The sequence below is a fragment of the Sinomicrobium oceani genome, assembly GCF_900119185.1.
GTDB classification, from domain to species: Bacteria; Bacteroidota; Bacteroidia; order Flavobacteriales; family Flavobacteriaceae; genus Sinomicrobium; species Sinomicrobium oceani.
This window is the reverse complement of the sequence record NZ_FPJE01000015.1, coordinates 39,132-63,971: the sequence shown is the minus strand read 5'-3', so window position 1 is coordinate 63,971 and position 24,840 is coordinate 39,132. Positions and strand designations below refer to the sequence as shown.

Sequence of the window (24,840 nt, the reverse complement as noted above, 5' to 3'; positions counted from 1 at the left end):
GAATAGGGAAGGTACTGATTATATAGCCGATTGAAGGACATTCGGAGTCCTTCAACCGACCTTTGGTTATGAAATGCAGCAAGGTTAGGATGATACCGGTTCAGCCCAGGTATACATGAAAATTAAACATTAAGGGAGTTTTGTCGATAAGCGTAATATTCAGGCTGTCGGGATGCGAGGGACTTATACCCCTGAACCCAAAACTCCAGCCGTCTCCGGGATGTGTAATGCACCAGGTCCTGAGGTGGTCGGTGTCGTCTCCGTTCATTTGATAACCTGCAAAACCACAATTAAACCGGGTGCCGCTGATCACACATTGTATATTGACAGTTCCGTCTTCGATGGTTGTACAGGTTATGGTGCCTGGCTTCCCGGTAAGATATTGATGATATGCAGCTGTGATACACTGCTCTACAGAAGATAAAGTCAGGGTTTTCATGATGTTGGTGTTTTGCTGTGATTTTTATGCGGTCTTCATGCCCATTTGATAGTGTAGAGTTCGGCGATGTTTATCGGCCGGGTTTCTTTTCCTTCCGATTGTGGGTTGGTCTTGGAGGTCGTGGTCGTATTGATGACGGTGGCAGCTCCTTTATCGCCGGTGAGGATCTGTTTGTCAAGAGAAAATTTAAGGCCGTGATCGTGTTTCAGGAATATGTCTTTTTCCGAGGAACTCACATGATCTCCGCTACGATTACCCTGTCCGGTTTTTGTTCGGTCTCCGGCGTCCGGATCAATACCGGAGCCATTGTCCCACGCCCGGCTGAAGTATCCTCCCATATTGATCAGGTAGGGGTTGCCGTTTGTACTGTTGATTCCGAACTTGTCTCCGATTACCGATCTCAGCCTGGTGTAATTTCCATCGAGTTCTTTGAGACCGTTGCATAGTGATAGTTCTTCTGCAGGCGGGGTTTCCGTGGCGATATATTGCTTTCGTTCCCCGATGATACCCTGTACCATACACGGAAGGTTCCTGAGCGGAATGTGTCCCAGATTTGCTGTCGCATAGTCGATATTAAGCGTCATGTAGGGCACTGTGGTAGTTAAAGAAAGGATAAGTCCGGTAGCGGCCGGATCGGTTTGCAGTTGAATATCGAAGGTCATGGACTGATTTCCGGATCTGGTTACCGAAGAGGTGTTGATACCGTCAGAAAGCGAGACAGTAACATCGCCCGATTTGCCCGCACTCATTATTATCTGTGCCGAAACGGTTTTGCCGCGAAGCGCCTGTTCCCATCTTGGAAATTCATGGAGCGCCTGTTTGAACTCCATGAGTTCGTTGCCTCCGCTTTTTTTAATGACACATTGCATGGTAGTATTGTCAAAACCGATAGTGCCGTTTTGTCCGGGGTCCTGATATTGCCAGCCATCGGGGATACCGTAATCCGTAACGTTTCCGTTTATGTTCCGGTTACTGAAATATCTGAAATCGTGATTGTAGACCAGGTTTCGTTGCTGAAGGGCATACAGGTAATTTTTCAGGGATATGGATTCCCTCTGTTCATCGGTATTCTTCATGGGGATTGCTTTAAATTAACGGGCTGTATGTGCACATACAGCCCGTAGGGATTGAATATAGGTTATAAGGCCGGTTCGAGATAATGGATCGATACCTTGGAAGATTTAGCCTGTCCGGAATTGATAAATTTTCCGGATTGGGAATCGTACTTCACCGAAATTCGATTGGTCCCTCCTCCGAATTTCAACTCGGTCATGGGAGAGGTTACGGTGGTTACTACGGAGTTACTTTTTACCTGCGATTGCAACCAGATATAGACCGTAGTGTATGGGGTCATGACCGCTGTACTGGATAACAAGGTAGGAACTGCGGAAATAGCGTTTCCAATGATGTCCGTTCCGTTTACATTGGCATTCTGGTAAAGTCCGACAGTCATCAGTGATTTCTGATCGTACTTGTTCAGCAGGGAAAAAGCGTCTTTTGTACCACCGTCCGCAGGGCCTGAGATAACGGCACTGGGTTGCAGTGTAAACAACTTATTCATAGGAGCGCCGACATCGACACTGGAGAGCTGTACGAGCTTGGCACCGTTGGTTACTTCCGAAGTGGAAGCATATATACCATATTCTTCATCCCAGCTCAGCGTATTGGCCTGCATAGGCTTAAATACCTGCCATGCCACATTGGGTGTACTGCCGTCTCCGCTCGGTTTTGCTACTACGACATTGGATCCTGCCATATACAGAATTTGTAATTGATCCTGTGTAAATTGAATGTCTAAACTATAATCAGCCATTGTTTTAAAATTTGGGTTGTTCTTACTCTTTTTGTTGGTTTTTCAGATTACACCATCGCTCATTATTCGGGGTTGAAGCTTCACTTGCAATGAACTGGTTCAAAGTAAGGAAAGAATCCCGGGAAGTTTTAGCGTATAAATAACCAAAATGAGTATTCCGTATTTATACGGAGCCCAAATATGGCGAGGGGGGGATGATTTCGTGAGCAATGGCATAGATCACCAGTCCTACGGTATTCCGGGCGCCTATTTTTTCCAGTATCCGTTGCCTGTGGCTCTCTACGGTCCTTTTGCTGATGTAGAGTTTATCACCGATTTCCTGGTTTGTAAGTTCGCTACAAATGAGTTTTACCACTTCTATTTCCCTTTCCGATAATTCGTCAGATGAAATGATACTATGCTTTTTAGGTTTATCCTTAACGTATTCCAGGAGCATACGATGATCTCCCGGTGAGAAATAAACTCCGGTTTCATGCACGGACCGAATCGCGTTGAGCAGGCTCTCTCTTGTGGAGTTCTTGGGTAGAAATGCGGAAACACCGAGCTTTATCATCTGACCGAAAACAGCATTTCGGTAATGGGAAGAAAGAATGATAATCCGCAGGTCGGGATAGTACTTTCGTAATTGCTCCACCAGTTCGAAGCCGTTCATGGGCTGCATTTGTATGTCGGCAAGAACGATCTCGGGAAATTGTCCTTCTTCAATTTCCGATAGCTTTCGGAGTAATGCAGTACCGTCTTCTGCTGTGGTGGTTACCGTGATCTCTTTGGAGACAGATAGCAGGCGGGTCAGACCTTCCAGGAACAGTTCCTCGTCATCTGCCAGTGCAATTTTTATAGTCATGGTTTGGGGATTATGAAGATTAAACGGGATCCTTGGCGCTTCGTGCTTTTCCATTTGTAAGAAGCGTTAAGGGAACGAAGACGTAATGTAATGTTCCGCAGTCCCATTCCCTTTCCGGAAGAACCGGTGTCAAAACCTTTGCCGTTATCAGAAAGTAATACAGACAGGGAACCTTCCGAATCACGGAGATAGATTTTTACAGCTGATGCTTCTGCGTGTTTGATAACATTGGTCATGAACTCCTGTATGATCCTGTAGAGCTGTACTTCGACAACAACAGGCCTGTTCTGGTACGGATGTGTGGTGATCAGGCGTGTATGAAGCGAAGGGCTCATTCCGGACAGCATTTCTTCAAGGGAAAGCAGAAGTCCGAAACGTTCCAGATTGATAGGATACAGAGAATGGGAAATACTCCGGGTGGCATCGATCAGTTCCGGGATCTGTGCCAGTATGATCTCCTGCGATCGCCGGCTGTTCCAGGCTTCGGGGTTGTGCAGCCATACCGAAAGTATATTCAGGCGGTTGCCGATATCGTCGTGGAGCAATACGGCAATTCGTTCACGTTCATCCTCCTGGATTTTCACCTGCTGTTGCAGGAAATCTTTCTGATGTCGTATTTCCTGTTCATATTGTATGCTCTTTTCGCGGATTATTCTTTTGATAAAACTTTGGTAAGCGAGCAAAGAAAAACTGATGATTATCGTAAGGATGATAATCATGATAACCAGTTCGCTGATACTGATGTTTATTTCTTTAATTGCAGGAAGGTATACCATGAAACGCCGTAAAGAACTGATGATAGTATGTTATTCATTCCCCAGATGACAGCAGCATTCCGGGGTGTAAGCGCTGTGAGCTGGTCCAGAATTAGGAACAGAAAAACAGAGATGGCATAGTACAAGAGCAGGCAACTGTATATATTCAGAAAATAATCGATTCTGCCCGATTCGCGTATGGCTCTGATCAGTATATATCCGGAAAAACACACGATGGAGAGGTGCGATATGATTTTTCCGTACCCTGCCGATACATCTGCTCCTTCACTTCGCAGCCATGCGGCCTCGGCAAAAAACAGCAGTGCCACCGCTGCGGCAACATAATACCAAGATCCGGACATCTTTTGTATGGATAGGAATAAACACATGAGCAAAAAGAATTCCCCGCTTATGTAAAACGGGTAGATAAAACTGATGTCCTGTACGTAAAACAGCATGATCAGTATTTCATTGATGACTTCTATAGTAAGGACGAACCCCAGGTAGGCTACAAAAAAATGTCTTTTGTCCCGCTTCAGGGTGGCCCACCGGGATAGCCCCAGTACAAAAGATAAGATCAGTAAACAGTTGGAAAGGATCAGGGACCCGTAATAGAAACTCATGGTGTTTCCTTAGTTTTTCTCTTCTAATTTTTCCCGGCAAAAAGGGGGACAGGGACGTGACCAGTCGTAAGCATTACTCAGCATATCCGTATTGATGGTGCCAGCCGGAGCAGCATTGCGTATCTGTGCCTGCATAGTCGCGGTGTCTACGGCTATGAATATCAGGGTGGGGATATATCTCTGGTATATGACCGAATATTTAAGTCCGAAAACGGCAATGATTTTATCGAATTTACTGTTGCCTTTGATCAGATCCGTAAAAGGGATCGTAAAGGTCCTGAAAATTCTTTTGCCGTTAAACTCCGTGCATTCCCTGTAAAACCAGTCCAGACAGTTATTCTTCCACATTTCTATCTCTTCCAGAGATGTCTTCTCGTTCAGTACGGGGTTGTTGTACACCGGGAGTTCCGTCTCTTCACAGCAGTGTGTGATATCCAGGTCGCGGGAAAGCGTTGTTTTTTTGATGACCACGGTCTCTTCCCGTTCCAGGAGTACCAGGTCTTTTTGTAAAGGGGTAAGGGGGATATTGAGAAAAGCTTCCAGATCTTTCGGCTTTCCGTTTTTATCGAGTGGCGTAATAATGAGATTCAGTTGCTCCCGGTACACCCCGATACGGGCATAGATATATGCTTTGTTATCGTTAAACTTCTCAATCCAGTTACAATCTTTTTCTTCGAAATCAAATACAAAAACGGGATTAATAAGCTGTTCGGTTCTGGAATAACTTTCTTTGGCGGTATCCCAGGAAAGGACAGCTTTGAGGCAATCTTCTTTAGAGAGCATAATTTTGTTGTTTGGTTAAAGTTCAGATATTAAGAGGGCTTTGACATAGCACAATGCGCTATGGTCTAAAATTAAGCTTTTTTTTGCAACCTGTTAAAGTATCCGGGGTGTAAAAGTCCCGAAGTTTTCCTGGAATGTCTTGTCAAGGAGGGAAGTGAAAAGAGATAAAAATAAAAAATCGTCCCAAAAACTTTGTTTCTAAGACGATCATCTGTACTCGGGGCGGGACTTGAACCCGCACGAACATTACTGCTCATTGGATTTTAAGTCCAACGTGTCTACCAATTCCACCACCCGAGCGGTTGTTGTAAAACTGAACCCGCTCCGGGAGCGAATTAAGACTTGAGCGAAAAACGGGATTCGAACCCGCGACCTCCACCTTGGCAAGGTGGCGCTCTACCAACTGAGCTATTTTCGCATGTGTAAGAACATATCCTTGTAAGGATTATTGCGGATGCAAATTTAATGTTTTTCTATAAATGGCAAAGAGATTTTTAAAAAAAGAGTATGTTTTTCATGACTGTTTTCCTTTTTTCAGATCTGTGATCCGGCACATGCCTGGAACTGAAATTATTACTGTACAGGACTACAGTTCCTATTTTCCGGATTTTACAAGCATACGCTTTATTTCATTGAGCTTCATCAGGGCTTCTACCGGGGTCAGGGTGTCGATATCCGTATGAAGGATCTCTTCCCGGATATCTTCCAGCAGCGGATCGTCCAGGTTAAAAAAACTCAACTGCACGTCATCGCGCATCGATTTCAGATTGTCGGACAGTTCGTCGGACGAATGTGATTTTTCCAGTTTTTTCAGAATTTTGTTGGCTTTTTGTATAACCTGTTGCGGCATTCCCGCCATTTTGGCGACATGGATACCAAAGCTGTGCTCGCTTCCTCCGGGAACCAGTTTCCGGAGAAAGAGCACTTTGTCTTTGAGCTCTTTGACCGATACGTTATAATTTTTGATCCGGGTAAAAGTTTCACACATCTCGTTGAGTTCGTGATAATGTGTGGCGAAAAGGGTTTTGGCCCGTGCCGGATGTTCATGGAGGTATTCGGAGATCGCCCATGCAATGGAAATACCGTCGTATGTACTGGTACCCCGGCCTATTTCGTCGAGGAGGACGAGGCTGCGTTCCGAAATGTTGTTCAGTATTGAAGCCGTTTCGTTCATTTCCACCATAAAGGTCGATTCTCCCATGGAGATGTTATCACTGGCCCCTACCCGGGTAAATATCTTGTCTACAATACCTACACGGGCTTCGTCGGCAGGGACAAAACTACCCATCTGGGCCAGCAAAACGATTAGGGCCGTTTGCCTGAGTATGGCCGATTTACCACTCATGTTAGGTCCGGTGATCATAATGATCTGCTGGTCTTCCCTGTCGAGATAAACATCGTTGGCAATATAACTTTCTCCGAGGGGAAGCTGTTTTTCGATAACAGGATGCCTTCCGTTTCGGAGTTGTAATTCGAATGAGTCGTTAATTTCGGGACAGGTATAGTTATTTTCCGAAGCCAGTTGTGCAAAGCCGCTTAGGCAGTCGAGCTGGGCGATGAGTGCCGCATTGGCCTGGACAGGGGCGATAAACTGTGTGAGCCATTCCACCAGTCGGGCAAACAACTGTTGTTCCAGTTGCAGTATCTTTTCTTCCGCTCCGAGGATTTTGGCCTCGTATTCCTTCAGTTCTTCCGTGATATAACGCTCGGCATTGACCAGGGTCTGCTTCCGGGTCCATTCTTCGGGAACTTTGTTTTTATGGGCATTACGCACTTCGATGTAATAACCGAATACGTTGTTGGAATCGATCTTTAAGGAAGGGATTCCTGTTCGTTGCGATTCCCGTTCCAGCATTTGTTCGAGATAGTCTTTTCCCGAAAAAGCGAGGCTCCGAAGCTCGTCCAGTTCCGGGGAGAATCCGGAAGCTATGGCATTTCCCTTCTGAATGTTTACCGGGGCTTCTTCATGCAGTGTTTCCACGATTTTTTCGCGAAGCGCATCGCAGGCATGGAGTTTGTCTCCCAGTAATCTCAGGGCTTCTTCCGGGCTTTCTGTGGCCAGTGTTTTGACAGGAATGATAGCTTCGAGCGAATTTTTGAGCTGTACCACTTCCCTCGGGTTGATCTTCCCGGTAGCAACTTTGGAGATCAGGCGCTCGATATCGCCGATTTGTTTTATCTGGGTGCGTATTTTTTGCAAGGTGCCGTCCTCTTCCCGCAGGTAGCGGACCACGCTATGACGTTGTCTTATCTTCTCCGCATTTTTCAGAGGCAGGGCGAGCCACCTTTTGAGCATACGGCCCCCCATGGGAGAGATGGTTTTGTCTATGATATCGATAAGCGTAACGGCATTGTTTGCCGTAGCGCTGTATAGTTCGAGGTTGCGTATGGTAAAGCGGTCCATCCATACATATTCGTCTTCGGCGATCCGGTTTACCGATGTTATGTGCTGTAACTGGTTGTGCTGGGTTTCCGAAAGGTAGTGCAGGGTAGCACCCGAAGCGATAATGCCTTCCGAAAGATGATCGATCCCGAATCCTTTCAGTGAACTTGTTTTGAAATGGTTGGTCAGGGTCTCCCGGGAAAAATCGTCCTGGAACACCCAATCTTCCATAAAGAAAGCATGAAAATCATTGCCGAATGCACTTAGGAATTCCTGTTTGTGTTTTTTGGATACCAGTACTTCGCTGGGACTGAAATTCTGTAAGAGTTTGTCGGTGTATTCCTGGTCTCCCTGAGAGGTGAGGAACTCTCCCGTAGAAATATCGAGAAAGGCTATACCCATCATTTTTTTACCGAAGTGTACTGCGCAAAGAAAATTATTGGTTTTGGCATGAAGTATGTCGTCATTCAGGGCTACTCCCGGAGTGATGAGTTCGGTGACTCCCCGCTTTACTATCTTTTTAGTGAGTTTAGGGTCTTCCAGCTGGTCGCAGATGGCTACACGTTCTCCGGCTTTGACCAGTTTGGGCAGGTACGTATTCAGCGAATGATGGGGAAATCCCGCAAGTTCACTACGGTCACCACCATTATTGCGATGCGTGAGAACGATCCCCAGTATTCCCGAAGCTTTGACAGCATCTTCCCCGAAAGTTTCATAAAAATCTCCCACACGGAACAAAAGCATTGCATCAGGATATTTTGCCTTGATCTGGTTGTACTGTTTCATCAACGGTGTTTCCTTCTTACTCTTTGTAGATGCCAACGTTATTCGAGGTTTTTAAGGTTTGTAGTTTTACATTCGGAAACGGAGAAGTTTTCCCCGGTCTTAACCAATGGCGAATTTATGAATAATTTTAGCTGTTTGAAATTTTTGTTTGCACGATATCCCGGAGCTTAAGTGATAAAAGACATACCGGCCGGTTTTGTATTGGGTTGCAAAAGGTTATTTTTGTCATGAGATAATAGCGATCAAAACCAGTATATGCGAAAACTGAAAAACAGTGAGCTGGAAAGGCTCGAAGTAGAGGAGTTCAAGAACACGGAAAAGACGCCGTTGATAGTCGTTCTGGATAATATAAGGAGTTTAAATAATACGGGGTCGGTGTTCCGGACGGCCGATGCTTTTCTTGTAGAAAAGATATATTTATGTGGTATAACGGCCACACCGCCGCACAAGGATATTCACAAAACAGCGCTTGGGGCCACGGAAAGTGTGGACTGGGAGTATGTGAAAGATACGGCCCCCCTGATTGCGGAATTACGCGATTCCGGAATAATAACCATAGCCGTTGAGCAGGCGGAAAAGGCGGTAATGCTCCAGGATTTTATCCCGGAGCCCGGTAAAAAATATGCCGTAGTATTCGGTAACGAGGTCAAAGGGGTGGCACAAGATGTGGTATCCGGGTGTGATGAGGTCGTGGAGATCCCCCAGTTCGGAACCAAGCATTCCCTGAATATTTCGGTCAGTGCAGGCGTGGTGATCTGGGATATGTTCAATAAATTACAGGCTGTAAATTCTTAAACAAGACACAACATGCTCATTTCCGATAAGATATTCGAAAACAGGGATTTTAGCGCAAATGTTCCTGAAAAGGGAGAATACGAAGGATGTACGTTTGACCGATGTAATTTTTCCCGGGTCAGTCTAACCGGCATCGATTTTTCGGAATCCCGTTTTTCCCATTGCGACCTGAGTATGGTACAACCCTCACGTACGGCTTTTCGCGATGTGCTTTTCGAGCACTGTAAATTACTCGGAGTCTCCTTTGACCGGTGTAATGACATCCTGCTCGATTTCCGGTTTGAACACTGTATGCTGGATTTTTCTTCCTTTCAGCAGTTAAAACTCAGCAGATGTGTTTTTACGGCATGCAAACTGGAAGGCGTGGATTTCAGGGCATGTGACCTTCGCGATGCTGTTTTTGACCGTTGCGACCTGACAGGTGCTGTTTTTGAACAAACACACCTGGAAGGCTCTGATTTCCGGACATCTCAACGTTTTGCTATCGATCCGGAGACGAATTATCTGAAAAAGGCGAGGTTTTCCCTGGAAGGTGCATCAGGCCTGCTTGGAAAATACGGGGTTATCTTGGAATAACAGCGTTTCTATTTTTTAGCTTGATAAGCATCTTTATACCTGGACCATATCTCACTGATCGGTTTTCCGGCCGAGCTTTTTCCACTGTGATACCACTTGCCGTCCCTGACGTCATAATGGAATCCGAGAGAAGCTCCGACCCGGTCTTTGTCCCGCGAGAAGAAAGTGATATGCTCGGTGTACTTTCCATCTTCGGCAGTGTAGGTGCCACCACCTGTGCCATGAAATTTTTTTGTGGCAGAATTAAAGGCTACCCATTGGAATCTTCCACCACTCAGGATTTTAATAGTCCGGCGATCGCCCGGAGTCATTTCGTTCATTTTCCCTTTGGGGTCGGCTCGTCCCGTAATTACCCAGTTTCCCGTAAGCTGGTCTTTCTCTTCTGATATCCGTGTCCAGGTTTCGGTATGGCCTCCTGCCTGTTTCAGGACGATCTGCTGTTTGGTGACCGCTATGAAATACTGTTGCTTTTTTCCTGTTTTTTCCGGTGCAGCCGTATAGAAATCCGGTATTTCCGTATATTGATCTCCTTCTATGGTGTATGGGCCTCCCCCGGCATCGGTAAAAGAATTATCCGCTGTTTTTTTACCTCCGAAGGTAAAATATCCGTCCTGGTATATCCGGATGTACTCCGTGTCATGGACCATTTTTCCGTTTTTATGGGTAAGCTTCCAGGAACCATCGAGTTTCTGGGCCTGTAAGGTAATTGCGTAAAATAACAGAAGTGTAAAAGATAGTATGTATTTCATGATCCTGGGTTTGCGTATTTGTATAAAGATAAGTTTTTATTCTTTTTCAAGCGGCTTCTTTGGATCGCCCGGGTTTTCCTGTGAAATAAGTTTTATTTCCCTCGGTGCTACGGGCATCACAAAACCGTTGGCTTCGATGGTGTCTTTACAGATTCCGTGAAGTATTAATGGAGCGTCGAAATAGTTGAACGGATGGGTATAGGCCCTTACTGTAAGATGGATACGATCTGTCGTAAAAGCTTCGATCTCTGCCGTAATCGGTTTCCCGGGAATGAATATTTTGTGCTTGCGGATAGCTTCTTTCAACAAGGGAGAAAGCCTGTGTATATCCGAACGGTATTCCACGCCTACCGTAATATCGATCCGGTAAGTATCTTTGGCGGAATAATTGGAAAGCGGATGATTGAATAAGGGGGAATTGGGCAATACGATAATCTCGTTGCGGGGAGACCGTATCGTGGTGTTGAGCAAGCTGATCTTTTCGACATACCCGATATCGTCACCGGACTGAATGAGATCACCGGTTTTAAAAGGTTTGGTAAAAATGATCATGATGCCCCCTGCAAAATTGGAAAAACTGCCTTGTAACCCGAGGCCGATACCTACGGCACCACCTCCTATGATCGCAAGAATGGAAGTAACCTCAATACCTGCGGTATGAATGGCCATAACAATAACCAGGATGTTGAAGAGTATACGCAGGAAATCCCGGAGAAAGTTCCGGGTGGAGAGTTCCACTTCCCGTTTCTCCATCAGCAGGCAGATGTATTTGCTGATAATCCGGGATAGCCAGAAACCGATAACCAGTATGGCGATAGCTTCAAGTAGAGCGATCCCGAAACCGATAAGCTTCTGAAGGTAGATATGTGTTTCCTTGTCGAGAAATTCTTCCATGGATTACAAAAATAGAAAATAAAAGCTTTGGGATTTCCCGGGTATGCCGTGTATCGTTTTGTATTGAAAACACCTAAAATACATTTTTCCCGGATATAAAAAAAGAGATGCTTTAGTATATCCGGATGTGGCGAGCCCCTCCGGTTCGGAAGAATACCCTACTTTTGCCATGGTAAAAACGACGAAAATGGCTGCTCCGGAAATCAGACAGGTAAAAGTAACCAGGTATATCACCCCGCTTCGCGAAGGAGGTTCGCTGCCGGCCATAGCGGAAGCCGATGACGGATTTAAATACGTGATTAAATTCAGGGGTGCAGGGCATGGTGTAAAAGCGCTTATCGCAGAACTGCTCGGTGGAGAGATCGCCAGGGCACTCGGACTTAAGGTGCCGGAGATTGTCTATGCCGAACTGGATGAAGCTTTCGGCCGTACGGAAGGAGATGAAGAAATCCAGGACCTGCTCCGGGAAAGCCGGGGGCTCAATATCGGACTTCACTTTCTTTCCGGAGCTATAAATTTTGACCCTGTAGCTGTGCAGGTCGATCGTGAACTCGCTTCGAAGATCGTATGGCTCGACGCTTTTATCACCAATATAGACCGGACGTTCCGGAACACTAATATGTTGCTCTGGCACAAAGAGCTGTGGATAATAGACAACGGAGCCTCCTTTTATTTTCACCATTCGTGGAATCAATGGGAAAAACAGGCCAGAACGCCTTTCCCCTATATCAAAGATCATGTACTGCTTCCGCAGGCTGATATGCTCGATGAAACTGACCGGCAATTCCGGAGCATCCTGACGGACGAGGTGCTGAGAGCTATTACGGGCCTCATACCCGATACCTGGTTGCAATGGGAGCAGACCGAGGAGAGCCCGGAACAGATACGGGAAGTGTATTTTTCCTTTCTGAAAACCAGGCTGGCCAATTCCGGTATATTTATTAATGAAGCTAAGAATGCGAGAGATGCTACTGTATGAATACGCCGTAATCCGGCTGGTCCCCAAAGTGGAACGTGAAGAGTTCCTCAATGTCGGGGTGATACTGTTTTGCAAGGAGCAAAGATTCCTCAAAACGCTGTATCACATTCCGGAAGAAAAACTGAAGTTGTTTGCCTGCGAGGTCACTGCAGAACAGCTGGAAGAAAACCTGAGCTCTTTCGATAAGATCAGCAGGGGAAGTAGCGATGGCGGGCCCATTGCCCGGCTCGATATCGCATCCCGGTTTCGCTGGCTGACCGCTACCCGGAGCTCCGTTATACAGACTTCCAGACCACATCCCGGTTTTAGCGCAGATCCCGAAGAAACTCTCCGGCAACTGTTTCGGGAGCTGGTACTTTAATTCCGAAAATTAAGACATAAAAAAAGGGATTCAAGTGACTGAATCCCGGGGGTTGGATTATGAAAAAAGTTAGTTAGTTAGCTTTATTAGCGGTACTAATTTAATACAACATTATCGTAAAATGCAAGAAAAGGTTAAAAAAATTATAATTTTTGTATTTTGTCCTTAAAATCGTGTATTTTATCGATTATGAAATCGTAGTCATTCTTGTTCTGCACAAAATCCAGGTCGGAAATGTCCAGTAATAAGACATTGTTGTATTGGTTTGCCTTGATAAAATCGAGATATCCTTTCTGGATTTCCTCCAGGTAGTCCGGGGGGATATTCTGTTCGTATTTTCGTCCTCTCTTCCGGATATTTTGTAATAACTTATCGGTGTTCTGGTAGAGATATACATAGATGTCGGGTTTGGTCACTTCCCTGTACATCAGGTCAAAGAGCTTACGGTACAGCCGGAATTCGTCTTCGGCGAGTGTTACCTTGGCAAAAATCAACGATTTGAATATGTCGTAATCACTGACCATAAAATTCCGGAACAGGTCGGGTTGTGAAGTGTCGTCCGTAAATTGCTGGTACCGATCGGCCAGGAAAGACATCTCCAGCGGAAAAGCATAGCGGTTTCTGTCCTCGTAGAACTTGGGCAGGAAAGGGTTGTCGGCAAATCTTTCGAGAATGAGTTTGCCGTTAAAGTCTTCTGCGATCTTGGTGGCCAGGGTGGTTTTCCCGGAACCGATATTTCCTTCTATGGCAATGTAGTGCAGGGAAGCAAACGGATGCTCCCTTTCGGTATGTAAGGAAAGGGAAGTGGTATGGATCTCGCTGTGATCTGCACATTCTTCCAGCAGTTGTCCTATGGTTTTTCGCAGTTCCGGATGCACTTTCCCCGGTGCAATATCAGCCAGCGGGCGAAGTACAAAAAGACGGTTGGGAATCTGAGGGTGAGGAACAACGAGATTGTCCTGCCGGATAATTTCGTCTTCATAAAACAGGATATCGATATCGATGGTCCGGGGCTGGTATCCCTTTTCGCCGGAACGTACTCTCCCCAGTCTTTTTTCCGTTTCCAGGATATGATGTAACAGTTCCTGCGGTAGCAGGGATGTTTCGATAGCGATACAGGCATTGAGAAAGTCCGCTCCCGTAAAGCCCCACGCCGGTGTTTTATATACCGCAGAACAAGCCGTGACGCTCAGGGGATTGTCTTTTTCGAGATAGGTTACAGCATTTTGGAGGTTTTGTATCTTGTTCCCGAGATTACTTCCTATGGACAGGTATGCGCGTTTCATTGTGCAAAATAACTAAAAGAAACCAACATAAACGAGGCCCCCCCGTAAAAACAATACGGCTTTTTTGCTGCCGCTTCCCGCATAAATGTAAATCGGTATTCCCGATGCTAATGGGTAAAACGAAAAGATTATCTTTGTGATGTATAGTACAACGCTACTGTACGTATCGAGTTTTGGAATGTAAGTAATACGAGAGAATACCATGAAATTTTTGAGAAACCTGCTGGCATCTGTCCTGGGATGTTTTATAGCCCTTGGCGTTTTATTTTTTATGTTTATTATCTTCATTTCCCTGGCGGGCAATCAGGACAATGTGGTTACCGTACCGGACAAAGCCATACTGGAGGTGAGTATCGACAAGCCTCTGAGCGATTACGGAGGAAAGTTCGATTTTACGGATTTCGGGATGAAATTCGAAAAGTATGACGGCCTGAACCATTACCTGGCAGCGATTAAGAACGCCAAAAACGATGACAAGATCAAGGGGATAAGCATCAACAGTAACTATCTCCCGGCCGGAATAGCCCAGACCAAGGCTTTACGTGATGCCCTGGAAGATTTTAAGACTTCCGGGAAATTCGTATATGCTTACGGTGATTTTTATTCCCAGAAAGACTATTATCTGGCCTCTGTGGCAGATTCTGTGTTTGTGAACCCTGTCGGGGATATAGATTTTAAAGGGCTTTCTTCAGAAGTCTTGTTTTTTAAAGATCTTCAGGAGAAATCAGGAGTGAAATTTGAAGTCATCCGTCACGGAAAATATAAAAGTGCGGTAGAGCCATTCCTGAGTAACGAAATGAGCCCGGACAACAGGCACCAGATTTCCGAATTATTATTTTCGGTATGGAATTCCATGCTGGACGGGATTGCTGAAACCCGCGGACTGGAATCTGATAGGTTAAACGATATTGCAGATACGCTGGGAGCGAGAACTCCTGCGATGGCACTGGAAGTTAACCTGGTAGACCGTATCGCTTATTTCGATGAGTATGAGACTTCACTGAAAAATGCAGGCGCTCTGGAACAGGATAAGGATGTGGAGTATGTCAGCCTGCGCGAATATGCGGAGTACGCAGCTAAAAAGTCTAAAAAATCCGGTAAAGACAAGATCGCGGTTATCTATGCCGAGGGGGAGATCGTGTACGGAGAAGGTGGAAAAGAGCTGGTCGGGCAGGGTATTGTAGTAAAAGCGCTCAAAAAAGCCAGAGAAGACGATAAGGTAAAAGCTATTGTACTTCGTATAAACTCTCCGGGAGGAAGCGCGCTGGCTTCCGATATTATCTGGAGAGAAATAGAAATTACCAAACGCAATAAGCCGGTGGTGGTCTCTATGGGGAACCTCGCTGCTTCAGGTGGCTATTACATTGCATCGGGGGCCGATAAGATATATGCGGAACCTAATACCATAACCGGTTCTATCGGGGTTTTCGGGATGTTGCCCAATTTTAAGGAGCTTGCAGACCGAATGGGAATACATTCGGAATATGTAACAACCAATGAGCAATCCTTAGGGTACAGCGTGTTTCAGCCCTTGTCTGAAGACTATGAAAAAGTAACCAGGGAAAGTATCGAAAACATATACAGCACTTTCGTCGGCCACGTTGCCGATGGCCGGGATATGACCCGCGAAGAGGTGGATGCCATTGGCCAGGGAAGGGTATGGAGTGGTACGGAGGCGCTGGAAATAGGTCTTGTCGATGAGATAGGCGGATTGGAAGATGCGGTCGCCTATGCAGCTGAAACCGGGGGTACTACGGACTATACCATTCAGGATTTCCCGGTGTATACGACAAGCGTACAGGATATTATGGACAAATTTATAGGAGTTTCCATTGGTAAGACCAAAGAAGAAATTTTAAAGGAGGAAATAGGAGAGCAGGCCTACCGGGTATTACAGAACATCAAAGTGTTATCTGCGCAGAAAGGGGCACAGGCCCGTATGCCGTTTGAGCTGATCATACGCTGATAAAAGTAAAGCCTAAAGTTCCGGAGATTCGCTACCACAAATCTCCGGAACTTTATCCCATTTTTCGAGCAGCTTTTCCGAATACGAAAAACTATTTACATGCAAAATCAGAAGGCAGCGTACCGGTTGTATTTATACCTCTCCGCATTATTTATAACATCCCTGGTCGTATCCAACCTTATTTTTCAGAAATTTTTTTACTGGTATCCTTTCGGAGAGATCAATATTTTCGGGGCCAGAATATTCGAAATATCCGTAGGTATTCTACCCTACCCGGTAACGTTCCTGATCACGGATCTGATCTCTGAAATATTCGGTAAGAAGAAAGCAAACCAGGTAGTGACTGCCGGGATTTTCGCATCACTGTTTTCCCTGCTCATTATCTATGTTTCGGTAGCTGCCCCTGCCACGGACTGGTCTCCTATAGGCGACGAAATATTCCGGGATGTTTTCGGGCGTACGATACTGGCTGTTATGGCTTCCATGCTGGCATACCTCGCTGCGCAGTACGTAGATATTCACATATATCATTTCTGGAAGGGTTTTACCAACGGCAGGCACCTGTGGTTACGCAATAACTGCTCTACGATATGCTCGCAGATTATCGATACGATGACCGTGCTCCTGCTGCTTTGTTCATTCGATGTCATTGCCTGGGAACGTTTTTCCGGATTATTGGTGGGGGGCGTGCTCTTTAAGATGATGATCGCCTTACTGGATACTCCTTTTCTGTATTTTTTCGTATATATTATACGAAGGTGGTTTGGTCTCGGAGAAGGAGAAGAGATCCGGTTACCCTGACCGTAAAGTTATTTCCACATCATAAAATACAAACTCTTTAATAACGTTACATCTATATAAAGGACTAAAGCAATGAAAATCAAAAAGATTTTAAAGATTACCGGAATTACGCTCGTTGTTCTTATCGTATTACTTGCAGCGGCGCCGTTTTTGTTTAAAAATAAGATAACTGCCCTGATTAAGGAGAATATCAATAAAAATCTTTATGCCCGGGTAGATTTTAAGGATGTGGATATCAGTCTGCTGTCCGGATTTCCAAAGGCCCGTGTTGCCTTAAATGAGATATCGGTAATCAACCTGGCTCCTTTTGAAGGAGACACTCTTTTTTATGCCGATGAGGTTTCCGTGAAAATGGGGATCGGAGAGCTTTTTAAAGGTAGCGGTATGCGCATCAGTAGTTTCGGCGTAGATAAAGCCAAGGTCAATATCCTTGTTAATAGTGAAGGAAAAGCCAACTATGATATCGCAAAAGAAAGTGAAGAAAACAATACGGCTGCAGATACTCCCGAAGAAGGCGGAGAAGACTTCAGGTTTTCCGTAGCGCAATACGAAATCCTGGACAGCCGGATCTCCTATCTCGATGAGGAAGGAAAAATGCAGTTTGTTCTGGAAGAACTCAACCACTCCGGTAGCGGAGATCTTTCCCTGAAACAATCCGAGTTGAAAACCCAAACGGATGCCTTGGTTTCTTTTGTCATGGACAGCATGGCATACATATCAAAAAACAAAGTAAATCTCGATGCGGTTCTGGGGATAGACCTGGAAAAAAACCGGTACACTTTTCTCGACAATACGTTACTGCTGAATCAATTGCCTCTGGTGTTTGACGGATACGTGCAGATCAATGACGATAATCAGGAGGTCGATATAACGTTTAATACGCCCTCCTCGGACTTCAGAAATTTTCTTGCGGTGATCCCTGAGGCGTATGCAAGCAACATCGAAAATGTACAGACTACCGGAAATTTCGAAGTAAAAGGAGAAGTAAAAGGTGTGATCGACGAAACCCATATCCCGGCTTTTGACATAAAAATAGCATCGGACAACGCCTCGTTCAAGTATCCCGATCTTCCAAAATCGGTAACCGATATACGTCTGGCTACCGATATTGTCAATGAGACCGGGCTTGCCAAAGACACCTACGTGGATATCCGTAAACTCTCGTTTCGTATAGATCAGGACGTGTTCAATGCCAATGCACGCCTCAATAATATTACCGAAAACATGTATGTAAATGCCCGGGTAGACGGGAAACTCAACCTGGCAAATCTTTCCAAGGCCTATCCCTTTCCGATGGAACAGGAATTGAGCGGTATCCTGGTTGCCGATATTACGACGGCTTTTGACATGGCTTCTATCGAGCACAAACGGTACGAAAATACCAAAAACTCCGGAACCCTCGACCTTACCGGATTTACCTATGACTCACCGGAGATGGCACACCCGGTAAGTATAAGCCAGGCCAATGTGGTATTTAATCCCAAAACCGTAAAACTGAATACCTTTAAGGCGCGCACGGGGCAGACCGATCTCAATGCGACGGGGACCATCAGTAACCTGATGGGCTTTATGTTTAATAAGGAGAACATTGAGGGGAATTTTACATTGTCTTCCGATAACTTCTCCGTAAATGATTTTATGGTTGCCGATTCGGAAGAAAAAGGAAACGGAAAGGCTCCGGAAACGGGGGAGAAAGAAACAAAGACTCCGGAAAATACATCCGGGGAAAAAATAAAGATCCCTTCTTTTCTGGACTGTACGATAAATGCTGCTGCCAAAACCGTAGTGTATGACAATCTGAAACTCAAAAACGTCAAAGGTACGCTGATCATCAAGGATGAAAAAGCTACTTTGAAAGATCTTCGTTCTGATATTTTCAACGGAAACCTGGCCATTAACGGCGATGTTTCGACCAAAGGAGCCACACCGACCTTCAATATGAAAATGGATATCAACAGTTTTGATATTGCCGAATCGTTCCGCGGATTGGATATGCTACAGGCACTCACACCTATAGCCAGCGTTTTACAGGGTAAACTCAATACGGATCTTTCGCTTTCCGGTAATCTTAATGATGACCTGACCCCGATATTGATGTCTGTTTCGGGGAATGCCCTGGCCGAGCTGCTCACTTCCGGAGTGGATACCAAAGACTCGAAATTATTGCAAAGCCTTACCAGTAACCTGAGCTTTTTGGATGTGAGCAAACTAAATCTCAAGGATGTAAAAACCTACCTGACTTTCGATAACGGAAAAGTAAATGTGAAACCTTTTCATATCAAATACCAGGATATAGACGTGGAAGTAGCAGGTAGCCATGGTTTCGATAAAACCCTGGCATATAAAGCTACTTTTAATGTACCGGCAAAGTACCTCGGAAAAGAAGCGAGTAGCCTGCTGGCAAAACTCAGTGAAAGTGAAAAGGATAAAATGACGGTTCCGGTGACGGCAACCATAGGAGGTACGTATAGCAGCCCGTCTGTGTCTACGGATATCAAATCGGCCGTAACGGCACTGACACAACAGATCGTGGCCAAACAGAAAGACAAATTGGTCAATCAAGGCAAAGATGCCGTAAACAATGCTATCGGTAATCTGCTGGGCGGACAAGGTAAGGACAGTACGGCTACAGACTCTACAAAAACGAAAAAGCAACAGGATGTTAAAGAAGCCGCAAGAGATGTGCTTCAGGGACTGTTTGGGAAAAAGAAAAAAGATACGGTAAACTGATTATCGGTATAGCTTACAAAAAGGCCGGACTGCTGATGTGGTCCGGCCTTTTTTTAACCTGTCACTCGATTTTTCTTCTGATAAACCAAAGATCCTCGAGACTGACATTCAGGGTGATGAAATGGTAGTTTTCCTTGACCAGCACATTAGTCAGTTGTCCTTTCTGTCCGTAGGAATAGGACAGGTTGAGCATAGAGTGCGTGTTGGTGTTCAGCGGTAGACCCAATCCGGCAGTAATCGCATACCCACCGACCTTTCTGTTATTGATAGACAGGTAACCGTTGTCTGCGGTAAAGCCACCCCGAAACTGTACCCTGTCGATGTAATCCAGCGAACGGGCATTTTTCATGTACTCTGCTCCGAAACTGAAAATATCCTGGTCTTCATACCGGCCAATATTATCTGTCTGATTCGTGCTGCTCCAGAAGTTTCGTTTGTAATCGGCATTTACCGAAAGACCTCTAAACGGGGAGAAATAGACGCCGATCCCGATTTCTGTCGGAAGTTTAAATCCTGTAATACTCTGGTCTTCTTCATCTTCTACGGTTACACTGACCCCGTCTAATGTCTTGATAACGGACCGGTCCATACTGGCATCCAGGGTTACGGGAAGTTTTACGGTACCCCCAAGGGTGAATTTCTTCAGGATGTCATATTGAAATCCCAGCCCCAGACGTACCCCCTGATAAAAAGAAGTTTCATCCATATTAAAATAGCTGCTTCCCACGTAAAAAAATTCGTTTTCCTCAATGCTCCCGAAGAGGTATGAGGCACTGGCTCCGAGTCGTATTTTGTCGGAAAGCATATAACCGTAGTTGATCTGCAGATCGTTTAATCCTCCCGTACCGTTGATCGTACTTTCGAAGGTCTCATCAGAACCTTCGATATTCGTAGTGACACCAAGTAAGGTGTACCCCACATTGGTATAGGGAATAAGCGTAACACCTATACCCGATCTTTTGGAGAGGGAAAAGGCAAGCGCGAGGTTGGAGAAGTTAAAACTCCATTTGCTCTCGTCGTTGATCTTATTGGCAAAATGATTGTATTCGGATTGAAACCCCACATCGAATAAAAAGGATTTTTCATAAATGGAAGCATACGATGCGGGGTTCATGTTGTTTATTCCGGTGTTACCGGGCATAGCAATACCCCCGTGTCCGAGAGCATTGTATTTCCCTACATTGGCCTGGTTGAGGATACCGAGGCCATACATGGAGTAGGGCGATGCGGTAAGTCCTTCGGATTGGGCACTGATAACATGAGAACATATAAAAAGGCATGCAAAAAAAATGATCTTCTTCATAGGGAATAGTTGTTTTTGTCCTTTCGGCTGCGGGCTTGAGGTCTTGTGGTTATTCCTGGTTTTCATCATAGACGGCATATATAACTTCCAGGGTAGCCTTGTAATCTTCGTTGTTTTCGCCGTTGAGCACCATCCGGTCGATGGACGAACTGTATTCGTTCGGAATCAGGATGATCGAACTTCTGTCCTCTCTTGTTGCGGTTAACAGACGTTCGAGATAAGTGCCCAGGGGAACTTCGAAATAGACATCATTAAATTCCTGGTTCTCCCGGTTTAGTATGGCCTGTAAAGCCGTAGACTCCGAGGTTGTCAGTTGTTCCGTAATATCGTTATTCTGGTCTACTACGTAGATATTGAGGGTATCCCGAAGAGACAGGTTTTTGTCGTAATAGGTGTTTGCAGGCTTAATTTTCAATACTGCACTGAGTACAGTTCCCGTACCCTGTATGTCGTAAAGAGAACGTACGGAAGGGAAATTTATCCGTGTAGCAAGACCTCTTCCCGATTGTATAAAGGTCCGGTTTCCGGTATCGGAACTGGATAACAGTGTTTTGTGCGAGGTGAGGTTGCTGAAAAGCGTATTGCTGTCTTCGGAAACTATACCGTTGAAGAAAGTTGCCGGGCTGTTCCCGGTAGTAATGGTGAAATCCGTGTACTTTACGGTAGCTTCTTCCGTTTCCCGGGTAGAATAATATAACCTGAGATAGGTGTTTCCGCTGGTCGTGCTGAAACCGAGTACGGCTCCGTTATCATCTTCTCCGGGCTGAAGCACCACACCTTTGAAGTATTCCCTCAACTGATCGTTCGTAGAGATGTTTTTGTTCTGAATGCGCTCAAAGAGATCCTCTCCGAAAGATTCATCCAGTCTGATCTCTACAGAATCCTTGCCGCCAAGCGGACGGGGTGTAAAGGAAATCACTCCGAGATCCTGGCTTTCATGTGCTATGGACTGTGTGTTGTAAAAAGAATTTCCCTGTGGAGGTTTAACCTTGGAAGTCAGCCTTTTTACATGGATGGAACTCGTCTGGAGGGTGTCGTTATAATAATAATTGTCATATCCCAGGAACAGGGATATGCTGTCAAATACGGCATCATTACTTATACTGTATGAAGACGGGAGTAATTCGAAATAGCTTGAAGCTGTCGTTTTGCCAAAAACCGTATCTGTGTATTGCCCGACCAGTATCCGGGTAGCATCGGAAGTGATCAGACTGTCGAATTTCATCGTAGACATCTCAACGGTCATCGTGTCGATAGAAAGCACCCTGATATTACTGTCGGTAAAATCTTCACCGGCATCAAAATCGGTGTCGTATGCATTGTCATCGCCACAGGACCACAGGAGTACGGACAGATATAATAATAATACGTATCGCATATAAAATTGATTTGGAGCAAAAATAACCGGGTTGATATAGCAGGAAAATGAAAATCGACCAGTAGGAGAGGACACTATACCAAACCTGTCTATTTGTCTATCAAACGGTCTGCGGAGTTTTCATCTACAGAAGCATCCCGTTGGTATAGAAATAGGCGGGTTTCATCTATTCCGTTTTTGCCCGGTAAGGCAGCCGTGTAGATTTGTTCAAAAAATTGGTGAGAAGGTTATTAATCATTATGTCTCTCTTGATGGTAGTCACCGAAGTGGCGGGGCAGGAAAAATTTTCGGATATGATCCGTTTGGACTACAATATAAATAAATCGGACGATGGGGTAAACATTTACGAAACCCGCATAGGAGGGAGTAAGGTTTTCAACCTGGGCAGGTTTCGTATCGGAGCTGCTGCCGATCTGCATAAGTTCGATCTGGATTATACCTATACGTCACAACCGGCAACGGACATGCATTTTACCGGAACGTACACCCTGGGGACCGAGTTTTTTGTTTCGTACGCTATACGAGATGATTGGTTTTTCACCGCTTTCGTTCAACCGGAGATAGCTTCGGATTTTCGGGGAGACTGGACTGCGGAAGGATTCAATTTCGGTTATGGCGGATATTTTACCCGAACATGGTTGCATACCGGGGGAGCTACTTCTTCCCTGACGGTGGGAGGAGAATATACCACAGCTTTCGGAAAACTCCGTTTTGTGCCAATCGTCAATTACCTGAGAAAAATCAATGCGAGATGGGCCTATGCGATCGGGTATCCCTATACGTATGTGTCCTGGAAAGCGGGTTCGAACCATACACTGAAACCGATACTTGGTCTGAATGCTTTTTATGCGGGAGTACAGGGTTGGAACGGATATTTTGATGACAAGGAAGCTGTACGCTACAAACTGAGTTATATGAGCCTCAACGGGAGACTGAATTACGAATATGATTTTAACCGAGGCTGGCAGCTTACGGTAGGAGTCGGATACACACTTTATAACACGTTGGATCTTTACCGGGACGATACCAAAGACTATACGTACGATATGGCATCGTCCCCCTATATATCCTTAGGGGTCAATTATAAATTTTAAACCAAATAACAAATGAGAAGAACAAAGAAAAGAAACCTGGATTTTATCTTGTACAGAGCTTCCCTGCTTTTCTTCGTAGTGTTCCTGGCAGGTTGTTCCAGTGACGATGATGAAGATATGGGGAACTGGAAAATACGCTCTGTTTTTGACGGGAAACCGAGAAGTAGTTCCGCCTATTTTTCCATAGGAAATAAAGGGTATACCGGTACCGGTTATGACGGTGATAATTATCGTGTCGATTTCTGGGAATACGATATGGACGGGGATTACTGGGTGCAAAAAGCAGATTTTCCGGGTACGGCACGTAGTGCTGCCGTTGGTTTTGCCATAAACAACAACGGTTATGTAGGGTCCGGATATGATGGGGTCAACGAACTTCGCGATTTTTACACTTATGATGCCAATGTAAACTCCTGGAGTGCTATTGCCGATTTTCCCGAAAATCCGAGACGGGAAGCCCTGGCTTTTGCCGCTAACGGGTACGGTTACTTCGGTACGGGAACCGACGGAGATAATGACAGAAAAGATTTCTGGAAATACGACCCCTCTTCCGATACCTGGACCGAACTCTTTGGTTTCGGAGGAGATAAACGCAAAGGAGCGACAAGCTTTACCATCGATGATAAGGTCTATATGGGGACTGGTGTTTCCAACGGAGTATATATCAAAGACTTCTGGATGTTTGATCCGGAGACCGAAAGCTGGACCAAACTTAACAGTCTTGACGAGGAGGACGATTACAGTATCGTACGAAGTAATGCGGTTGGCTTTGCCATAGGGAGCTATGGGTATATTGCCTGTGGGACCGCATCGGGAACATTGGGCTCTGTTTGGGAATACGATCCCGTATATGATATCTGGGAACGTAAAACAGGTTATGAAGGAACGTCCAGACAAAGTCCTGTAACTTTTTCAAACGGGGCAAGGGCTTTCGTAGGACTGGGACGTTCCGGAAGTCTTTATCTCGATGATGTTCAGGAATTCTTCCCCTGGGAGGAATACGACGAGGATGATTAGTGCTTTTTTTAGTTGTTAATTGGTTGCCGGTAGATGAAAAGAAAAGGAATACTTCGGGTCCATATTCCCCCTGTTAGGCCGGGAGTGTACATGAAGAAGAACCGGAAGTACTGTCCGTTATCCGTTCGAAGTCTTAATATAGTGTATTATGAAAAAGATAGCATTGATATTTGTTCTTGCTGTATGTATGTGCGCAGTGGTGATAGGCCTGTTTTACCCGCGGGACAACAGTGCAATAAGTACGGAAGTCATAGCAATTCCGGGCGGATACGGATATGTGCTTAAAAGTGGGAATAAAGTACTGATAAAGCAGCAGATTATTCCTGCAATATCAAATACCTCCCCTTTTTGTACTTATGACGATGCCAGGGCTGTTGCATTCCTGGTAAGGAAAAAGATGCTGAAGGGAGAGACTCCTGCAATTACTAAGGAAGAGTTAAAAGCGCTTCACGTTCGTTTAAATTGTATAGATTTAGCCAATTAAA

General features: G+C 45.3%; 23 protein-coding genes and 2 tRNA genes. 10 read left to right on the top strand and 15 right to left on the bottom strand.

The window, feature by feature from the left end; all coding sequences use genetic code 11:
• Positions 1-100: 100 nt before the first annotated feature.
• From BT112_RS14055 to mutS, 10 genes are all read right to left on the bottom strand, one after another.
• Positions 101-439 carry a hypothetical protein gene (locus BT112_RS14055; protein ID WP_072318024.1) on the bottom strand — a complete coding sequence of 113 codons (339 nt, stop codon included), beginning with the start codon at positions 437-439 and terminating at the stop codon, positions 101-103.
• A gap of 35 nt (positions 440-474) precedes the next feature.
• Positions 475-1,515, bottom strand: a complete 1,041-nt coding sequence (locus BT112_RS14050; protein ID WP_072318023.1) for a hypothetical protein — start codon at positions 1,513-1,515, stop codon at positions 475-477.
• A 62-nt stretch (positions 1,516-1,577) separates the two neighbouring features.
• A complete protein-coding gene (locus BT112_RS14045; protein ID WP_072318022.1) occupies positions 1,578-2,252 on the bottom strand; it encodes a hypothetical protein in 675 nt (224 codons plus the stop codon).
• Positions 2,253-2,415: 163 nt separating this feature from the next.
• The gene (locus tag BT112_RS14040; RefSeq protein ID WP_072318021.1) at positions 2,416-3,096 is read right to left on the bottom strand and encodes a response regulator transcription factor; all 681 of its coding nucleotides are present in this window, start codon (positions 3,094-3,096) and stop codon (positions 2,416-2,418) included.
• On the bottom strand, positions 3,093-3,872 hold the full coding sequence (locus BT112_RS14035; RefSeq protein ID WP_072318020.1) for a sensor histidine kinase: 780 nt from the start codon (positions 3,870-3,872) through the stop codon (positions 3,093-3,095). The genes BT112_RS14040 and BT112_RS14035 overlap by 4 nt, the downstream gene beginning before the upstream one ends.
• Complete coding sequence (locus BT112_RS14030; RefSeq protein ID WP_072318019.1) at positions 3,842-4,474, bottom strand: hypothetical protein; 633 nt, start codon at positions 4,472-4,474, stop codon at positions 3,842-3,844. Before BT112_RS14030 ends, BT112_RS14035 begins: the two co-directional genes overlap by 31 nt.
• Positions 4,475-4,483: 9 nt before the next feature.
• Positions 4,484-5,257: a hypothetical protein gene (locus BT112_RS14025; RefSeq protein WP_072318018.1), complete on the bottom strand. Its 774-nt coding sequence runs from the start codon at positions 5,255-5,257 to the stop codon at positions 4,484-4,486.
• Between the two features lie 214 nt (positions 5,258-5,471).
• Positions 5,472-5,557 (bottom strand) — tRNA-Leu (locus BT112_RS14020).
• Between the two features lie 45 nt (positions 5,558-5,602).
• Positions 5,603-5,675 (bottom strand) — tRNA-Gly (locus BT112_RS14015).
• Between the two features lie 177 nt (positions 5,676-5,852).
• A complete protein-coding gene (mutS, locus tag BT112_RS14010) occupies positions 5,853-8,426 on the bottom strand; it encodes a DNA mismatch repair protein MutS (protein ID WP_072318017.1) in 2,574 nt (857 codons plus the stop codon).
• Between the two features lie 255 nt (positions 8,427-8,681).
• On the opposite strand from mutS, the gene BT112_RS14005 reads away from it, so the two are divergent.
• On the top strand, positions 8,682-9,221 hold the full coding sequence (locus BT112_RS14005; protein ID WP_072318016.1) for an RNA methyltransferase: 540 nt from the start codon (positions 8,682-8,684) through the stop codon (positions 9,219-9,221).
• 12 nt (positions 9,222-9,233) lie between these two features.
• Entirely contained in the window at positions 9,234-9,797 is a 564-nt protein-coding gene (locus BT112_RS14000) for a pentapeptide repeat-containing protein (RefSeq protein ID WP_072318015.1), read from the top strand.
• Positions 9,798-9,805: 8 nt separating this feature from the next.
• Here the strand turns inward: BT112_RS14000 and BT112_RS13995 are convergent, their stop codons facing one another.
• A complete protein-coding gene (locus tag BT112_RS13995; RefSeq protein WP_072318014.1) occupies positions 9,806-10,546 on the bottom strand; it encodes a hypothetical protein in 741 nt (246 codons plus the stop codon).
• 36 nt (positions 10,547-10,582) lie between these two features.
• Positions 10,583-11,440 (bottom strand): mechanosensitive ion channel family protein, encoded by an 858-nt coding sequence (locus tag BT112_RS13990; protein ID WP_072318013.1) that lies wholly within the window; start codon positions 11,438-11,440, stop codon positions 10,583-10,585.
• A 187-nt stretch (positions 11,441-11,627) separates the two neighbouring features.
• Here BT112_RS13990 and BT112_RS13985 point away from each other — a divergent pair, with 187 nt between their 5' ends.
• Positions 11,628-12,419 carry a HipA family kinase gene (locus tag BT112_RS13985; protein WP_072318093.1) on the top strand — a complete coding sequence of 264 codons (792 nt, stop codon included), beginning with the start codon at positions 11,628-11,630 and terminating at the stop codon, positions 12,417-12,419.
• The gene (locus BT112_RS13980; RefSeq protein ID WP_072318092.1) at positions 12,397-12,780 is read left to right on the top strand and encodes a DUF3037 domain-containing protein; all 384 of its coding nucleotides are present in this window, start codon (positions 12,397-12,399) and stop codon (positions 12,778-12,780) included. The genes BT112_RS13985 and BT112_RS13980 overlap by 23 nt, the downstream gene beginning before the upstream one ends.
• A gap of 143 nt (positions 12,781-12,923) precedes the next feature.
• Here BT112_RS13980 and folK read toward each other — a convergent pair whose 3' ends face one another.
• Positions 12,924-14,066 carry a 2-amino-4-hydroxy-6-hydroxymethyldihydropteridine diphosphokinase gene (folK, locus tag BT112_RS13975; RefSeq protein ID WP_072318012.1) on the bottom strand — a complete coding sequence of 381 codons (1,143 nt, stop codon included), beginning with the start codon at positions 14,064-14,066 and terminating at the stop codon, positions 12,924-12,926.
• Positions 14,067-14,268: 202 nt separating this feature from the next.
• Here folK and sppA point away from each other — a divergent pair, with 202 nt between their 5' ends.
• The 3 genes from sppA (at position 14,269) to BT112_RS13955 (ending at position 19,563) form a co-directional block, all read left to right on the top strand.
• Positions 14,269-16,032: a signal peptide peptidase SppA gene (gene sppA / locus BT112_RS13965; RefSeq protein WP_072318010.1), complete on the top strand. Its 1,764-nt coding sequence runs from the start codon at positions 14,269-14,271 to the stop codon at positions 16,030-16,032.
• A 93-nt stretch (positions 16,033-16,125) separates the two neighbouring features.
• Positions 16,126-16,833, top strand: coding sequence for a queuosine precursor transporter (locus BT112_RS13960; RefSeq protein WP_139276204.1), 708 nt, complete (start codon positions 16,126-16,128; stop codon positions 16,831-16,833).
• A gap of 72 nt (positions 16,834-16,905) precedes the next feature.
• Complete coding sequence (locus tag BT112_RS13955) at positions 16,906-19,563, top strand: AsmA family protein (protein WP_072318008.1); 2,658 nt, start codon at positions 16,906-16,908, stop codon at positions 19,561-19,563.
• Between the two features lie 61 nt (positions 19,564-19,624).
• Here the strand turns inward: BT112_RS13955 and BT112_RS13950 are convergent, their stop codons facing one another.
• The gene (locus BT112_RS13950; RefSeq protein ID WP_072318007.1) at positions 19,625-20,866 is read right to left on the bottom strand and encodes a BamG family beta-barrel-assembly machinery protein; all 1,242 of its coding nucleotides are present in this window, start codon (positions 20,864-20,866) and stop codon (positions 19,625-19,627) included.
• Positions 20,867-20,915: 49 nt separating this feature from the next.
• Positions 20,916-22,244: a DUF4270 family protein gene (locus BT112_RS13945; RefSeq protein ID WP_072318006.1), complete on the bottom strand. Its 1,329-nt coding sequence runs from the start codon at positions 22,242-22,244 to the stop codon at positions 20,916-20,918.
• A 218-nt stretch (positions 22,245-22,462) separates the two neighbouring features.
• Between BT112_RS13945 and BT112_RS13940 the strand changes: the two genes are divergently transcribed.
• The 3 genes from BT112_RS13940 to BT112_RS13930 all read left to right on the top strand — a co-directional run bounded on the left by BT112_RS13940 (position 22,463) and on the right by BT112_RS13930 (position 24,839).
• Positions 22,463-23,338 carry a hypothetical protein gene (locus BT112_RS13940; RefSeq protein ID WP_139276202.1) on the top strand — a complete coding sequence of 292 codons (876 nt, stop codon included), beginning with the start codon at positions 22,463-22,465 and terminating at the stop codon, positions 23,336-23,338.
• Positions 23,339-23,350: 12 nt separating this feature from the next.
• The gene (locus BT112_RS13935) at positions 23,351-24,355 is read left to right on the top strand and encodes a Kelch repeat-containing protein (RefSeq protein ID WP_072318004.1); all 1,005 of its coding nucleotides are present in this window, start codon (positions 23,351-23,353) and stop codon (positions 24,353-24,355) included.
• A gap of 148 nt (positions 24,356-24,503) precedes the next feature.
• Positions 24,504-24,839, top strand: a complete 336-nt coding sequence (locus tag BT112_RS13930; RefSeq protein ID WP_083564935.1) for a DUF4907 domain-containing protein — start codon at positions 24,504-24,506, stop codon at positions 24,837-24,839.
• The last annotated feature ends 1 nt before the right edge of the window (position 24,840 follow it).

Coding starts and splice junctions, on each gene's coding strand:
- BT112_RS14055 (WP_072318024.1), bottom strand. CDS start 439: ATGAAAACCCTGACTTTATCTTCTGTAGAGCAGTGTATCACAGCTGCA.
- BT112_RS14050 (WP_072318023.1), bottom strand. CDS start 1,515: ATGAAGAATACCGATGAACAGAGGGAATCCATATCCCTGAAAAATTAC.
- BT112_RS14045 (WP_072318022.1), bottom strand. CDS start 2,252: ATGGCTGATTATAGTTTAGACATTCAATTTACACAGGATCAATTACAA.
- BT112_RS14040 (WP_072318021.1), bottom strand. CDS start 3,096: ATGACTATAAAAATTGCACTGGCAGATGACGAGGAACTGTTCCTGGAA.
- BT112_RS14035 (WP_072318020.1), bottom strand. CDS start 3,872: ATGGTATACCTTCCTGCAATTAAAGAAATAAACATCAGTATCAGCGAA.
- BT112_RS14030 (WP_072318019.1), bottom strand. CDS start 4,474: ATGAGTTTCTATTACGGGTCCCTGATCCTTTCCAACTGTTTACTGATC.
- BT112_RS14025 (WP_072318018.1), bottom strand. CDS start 5,257: ATGCTCTCTAAAGAAGATTGCCTCAAAGCTGTCCTTTCCTGGGATACC.
- mutS (WP_072318017.1), bottom strand. CDS start 8,426: ATGAAACAGTACAACCAGATCAAGGCAAAATATCCTGATGCAATGCTT.
- BT112_RS14005 (WP_072318016.1), top strand. CDS start 8,682: ATGCGAAAACTGAAAAACAGTGAGCTGGAAAGGCTCGAAGTAGAGGAG.
- BT112_RS14000 (WP_072318015.1), top strand. CDS start 9,234: ATGCTCATTTCCGATAAGATATTCGAAAACAGGGATTTTAGCGCAAAT.
- BT112_RS13995 (WP_072318014.1), bottom strand. CDS start 10,546: ATGAAATACATACTATCTTTTACACTTCTGTTATTTTACGCAATTACC.
- BT112_RS13990 (WP_072318013.1), bottom strand. CDS start 11,440: ATGGAAGAATTTCTCGACAAGGAAACACATATCTACCTTCAGAAGCTT.
- BT112_RS13985 (WP_072318093.1), top strand. CDS start 11,628: ATGGCTGCTCCGGAAATCAGACAGGTAAAAGTAACCAGGTATATCACC.
- BT112_RS13980 (WP_072318092.1), top strand. CDS start 12,397: ATGCGAGAGATGCTACTGTATGAATACGCCGTAATCCGGCTGGTCCCC.
- folK (WP_072318012.1), bottom strand. CDS start 14,066: ATGAAACGCGCATACCTGTCCATAGGAAGTAATCTCGGGAACAAGATA.
- sppA (WP_072318010.1), top strand. CDS start 14,269: ATGAAATTTTTGAGAAACCTGCTGGCATCTGTCCTGGGATGTTTTATA.
- BT112_RS13955 (WP_072318008.1), top strand. CDS start 16,906: ATGAAAATCAAAAAGATTTTAAAGATTACCGGAATTACGCTCGTTGTT.
- BT112_RS13950 (WP_072318007.1), bottom strand. CDS start 20,866: ATGAAGAAGATCATTTTTTTTGCATGCCTTTTTATATGTTCTCATGTT.
- BT112_RS13945 (WP_072318006.1), bottom strand. CDS start 22,244: ATGCGATACGTATTATTATTATATCTGTCCGTACTCCTGTGGTCCTGT.
- BT112_RS13935 (WP_072318004.1), top strand. CDS start 23,351: ATGAGAAGAACAAAGAAAAGAAACCTGGATTTTATCTTGTACAGAGCT.
- BT112_RS13930 (WP_083564935.1), top strand. CDS start 24,504: ATGAAAAAGATAGCATTGATATTTGTTCTTGCTGTATGTATGTGCGCA.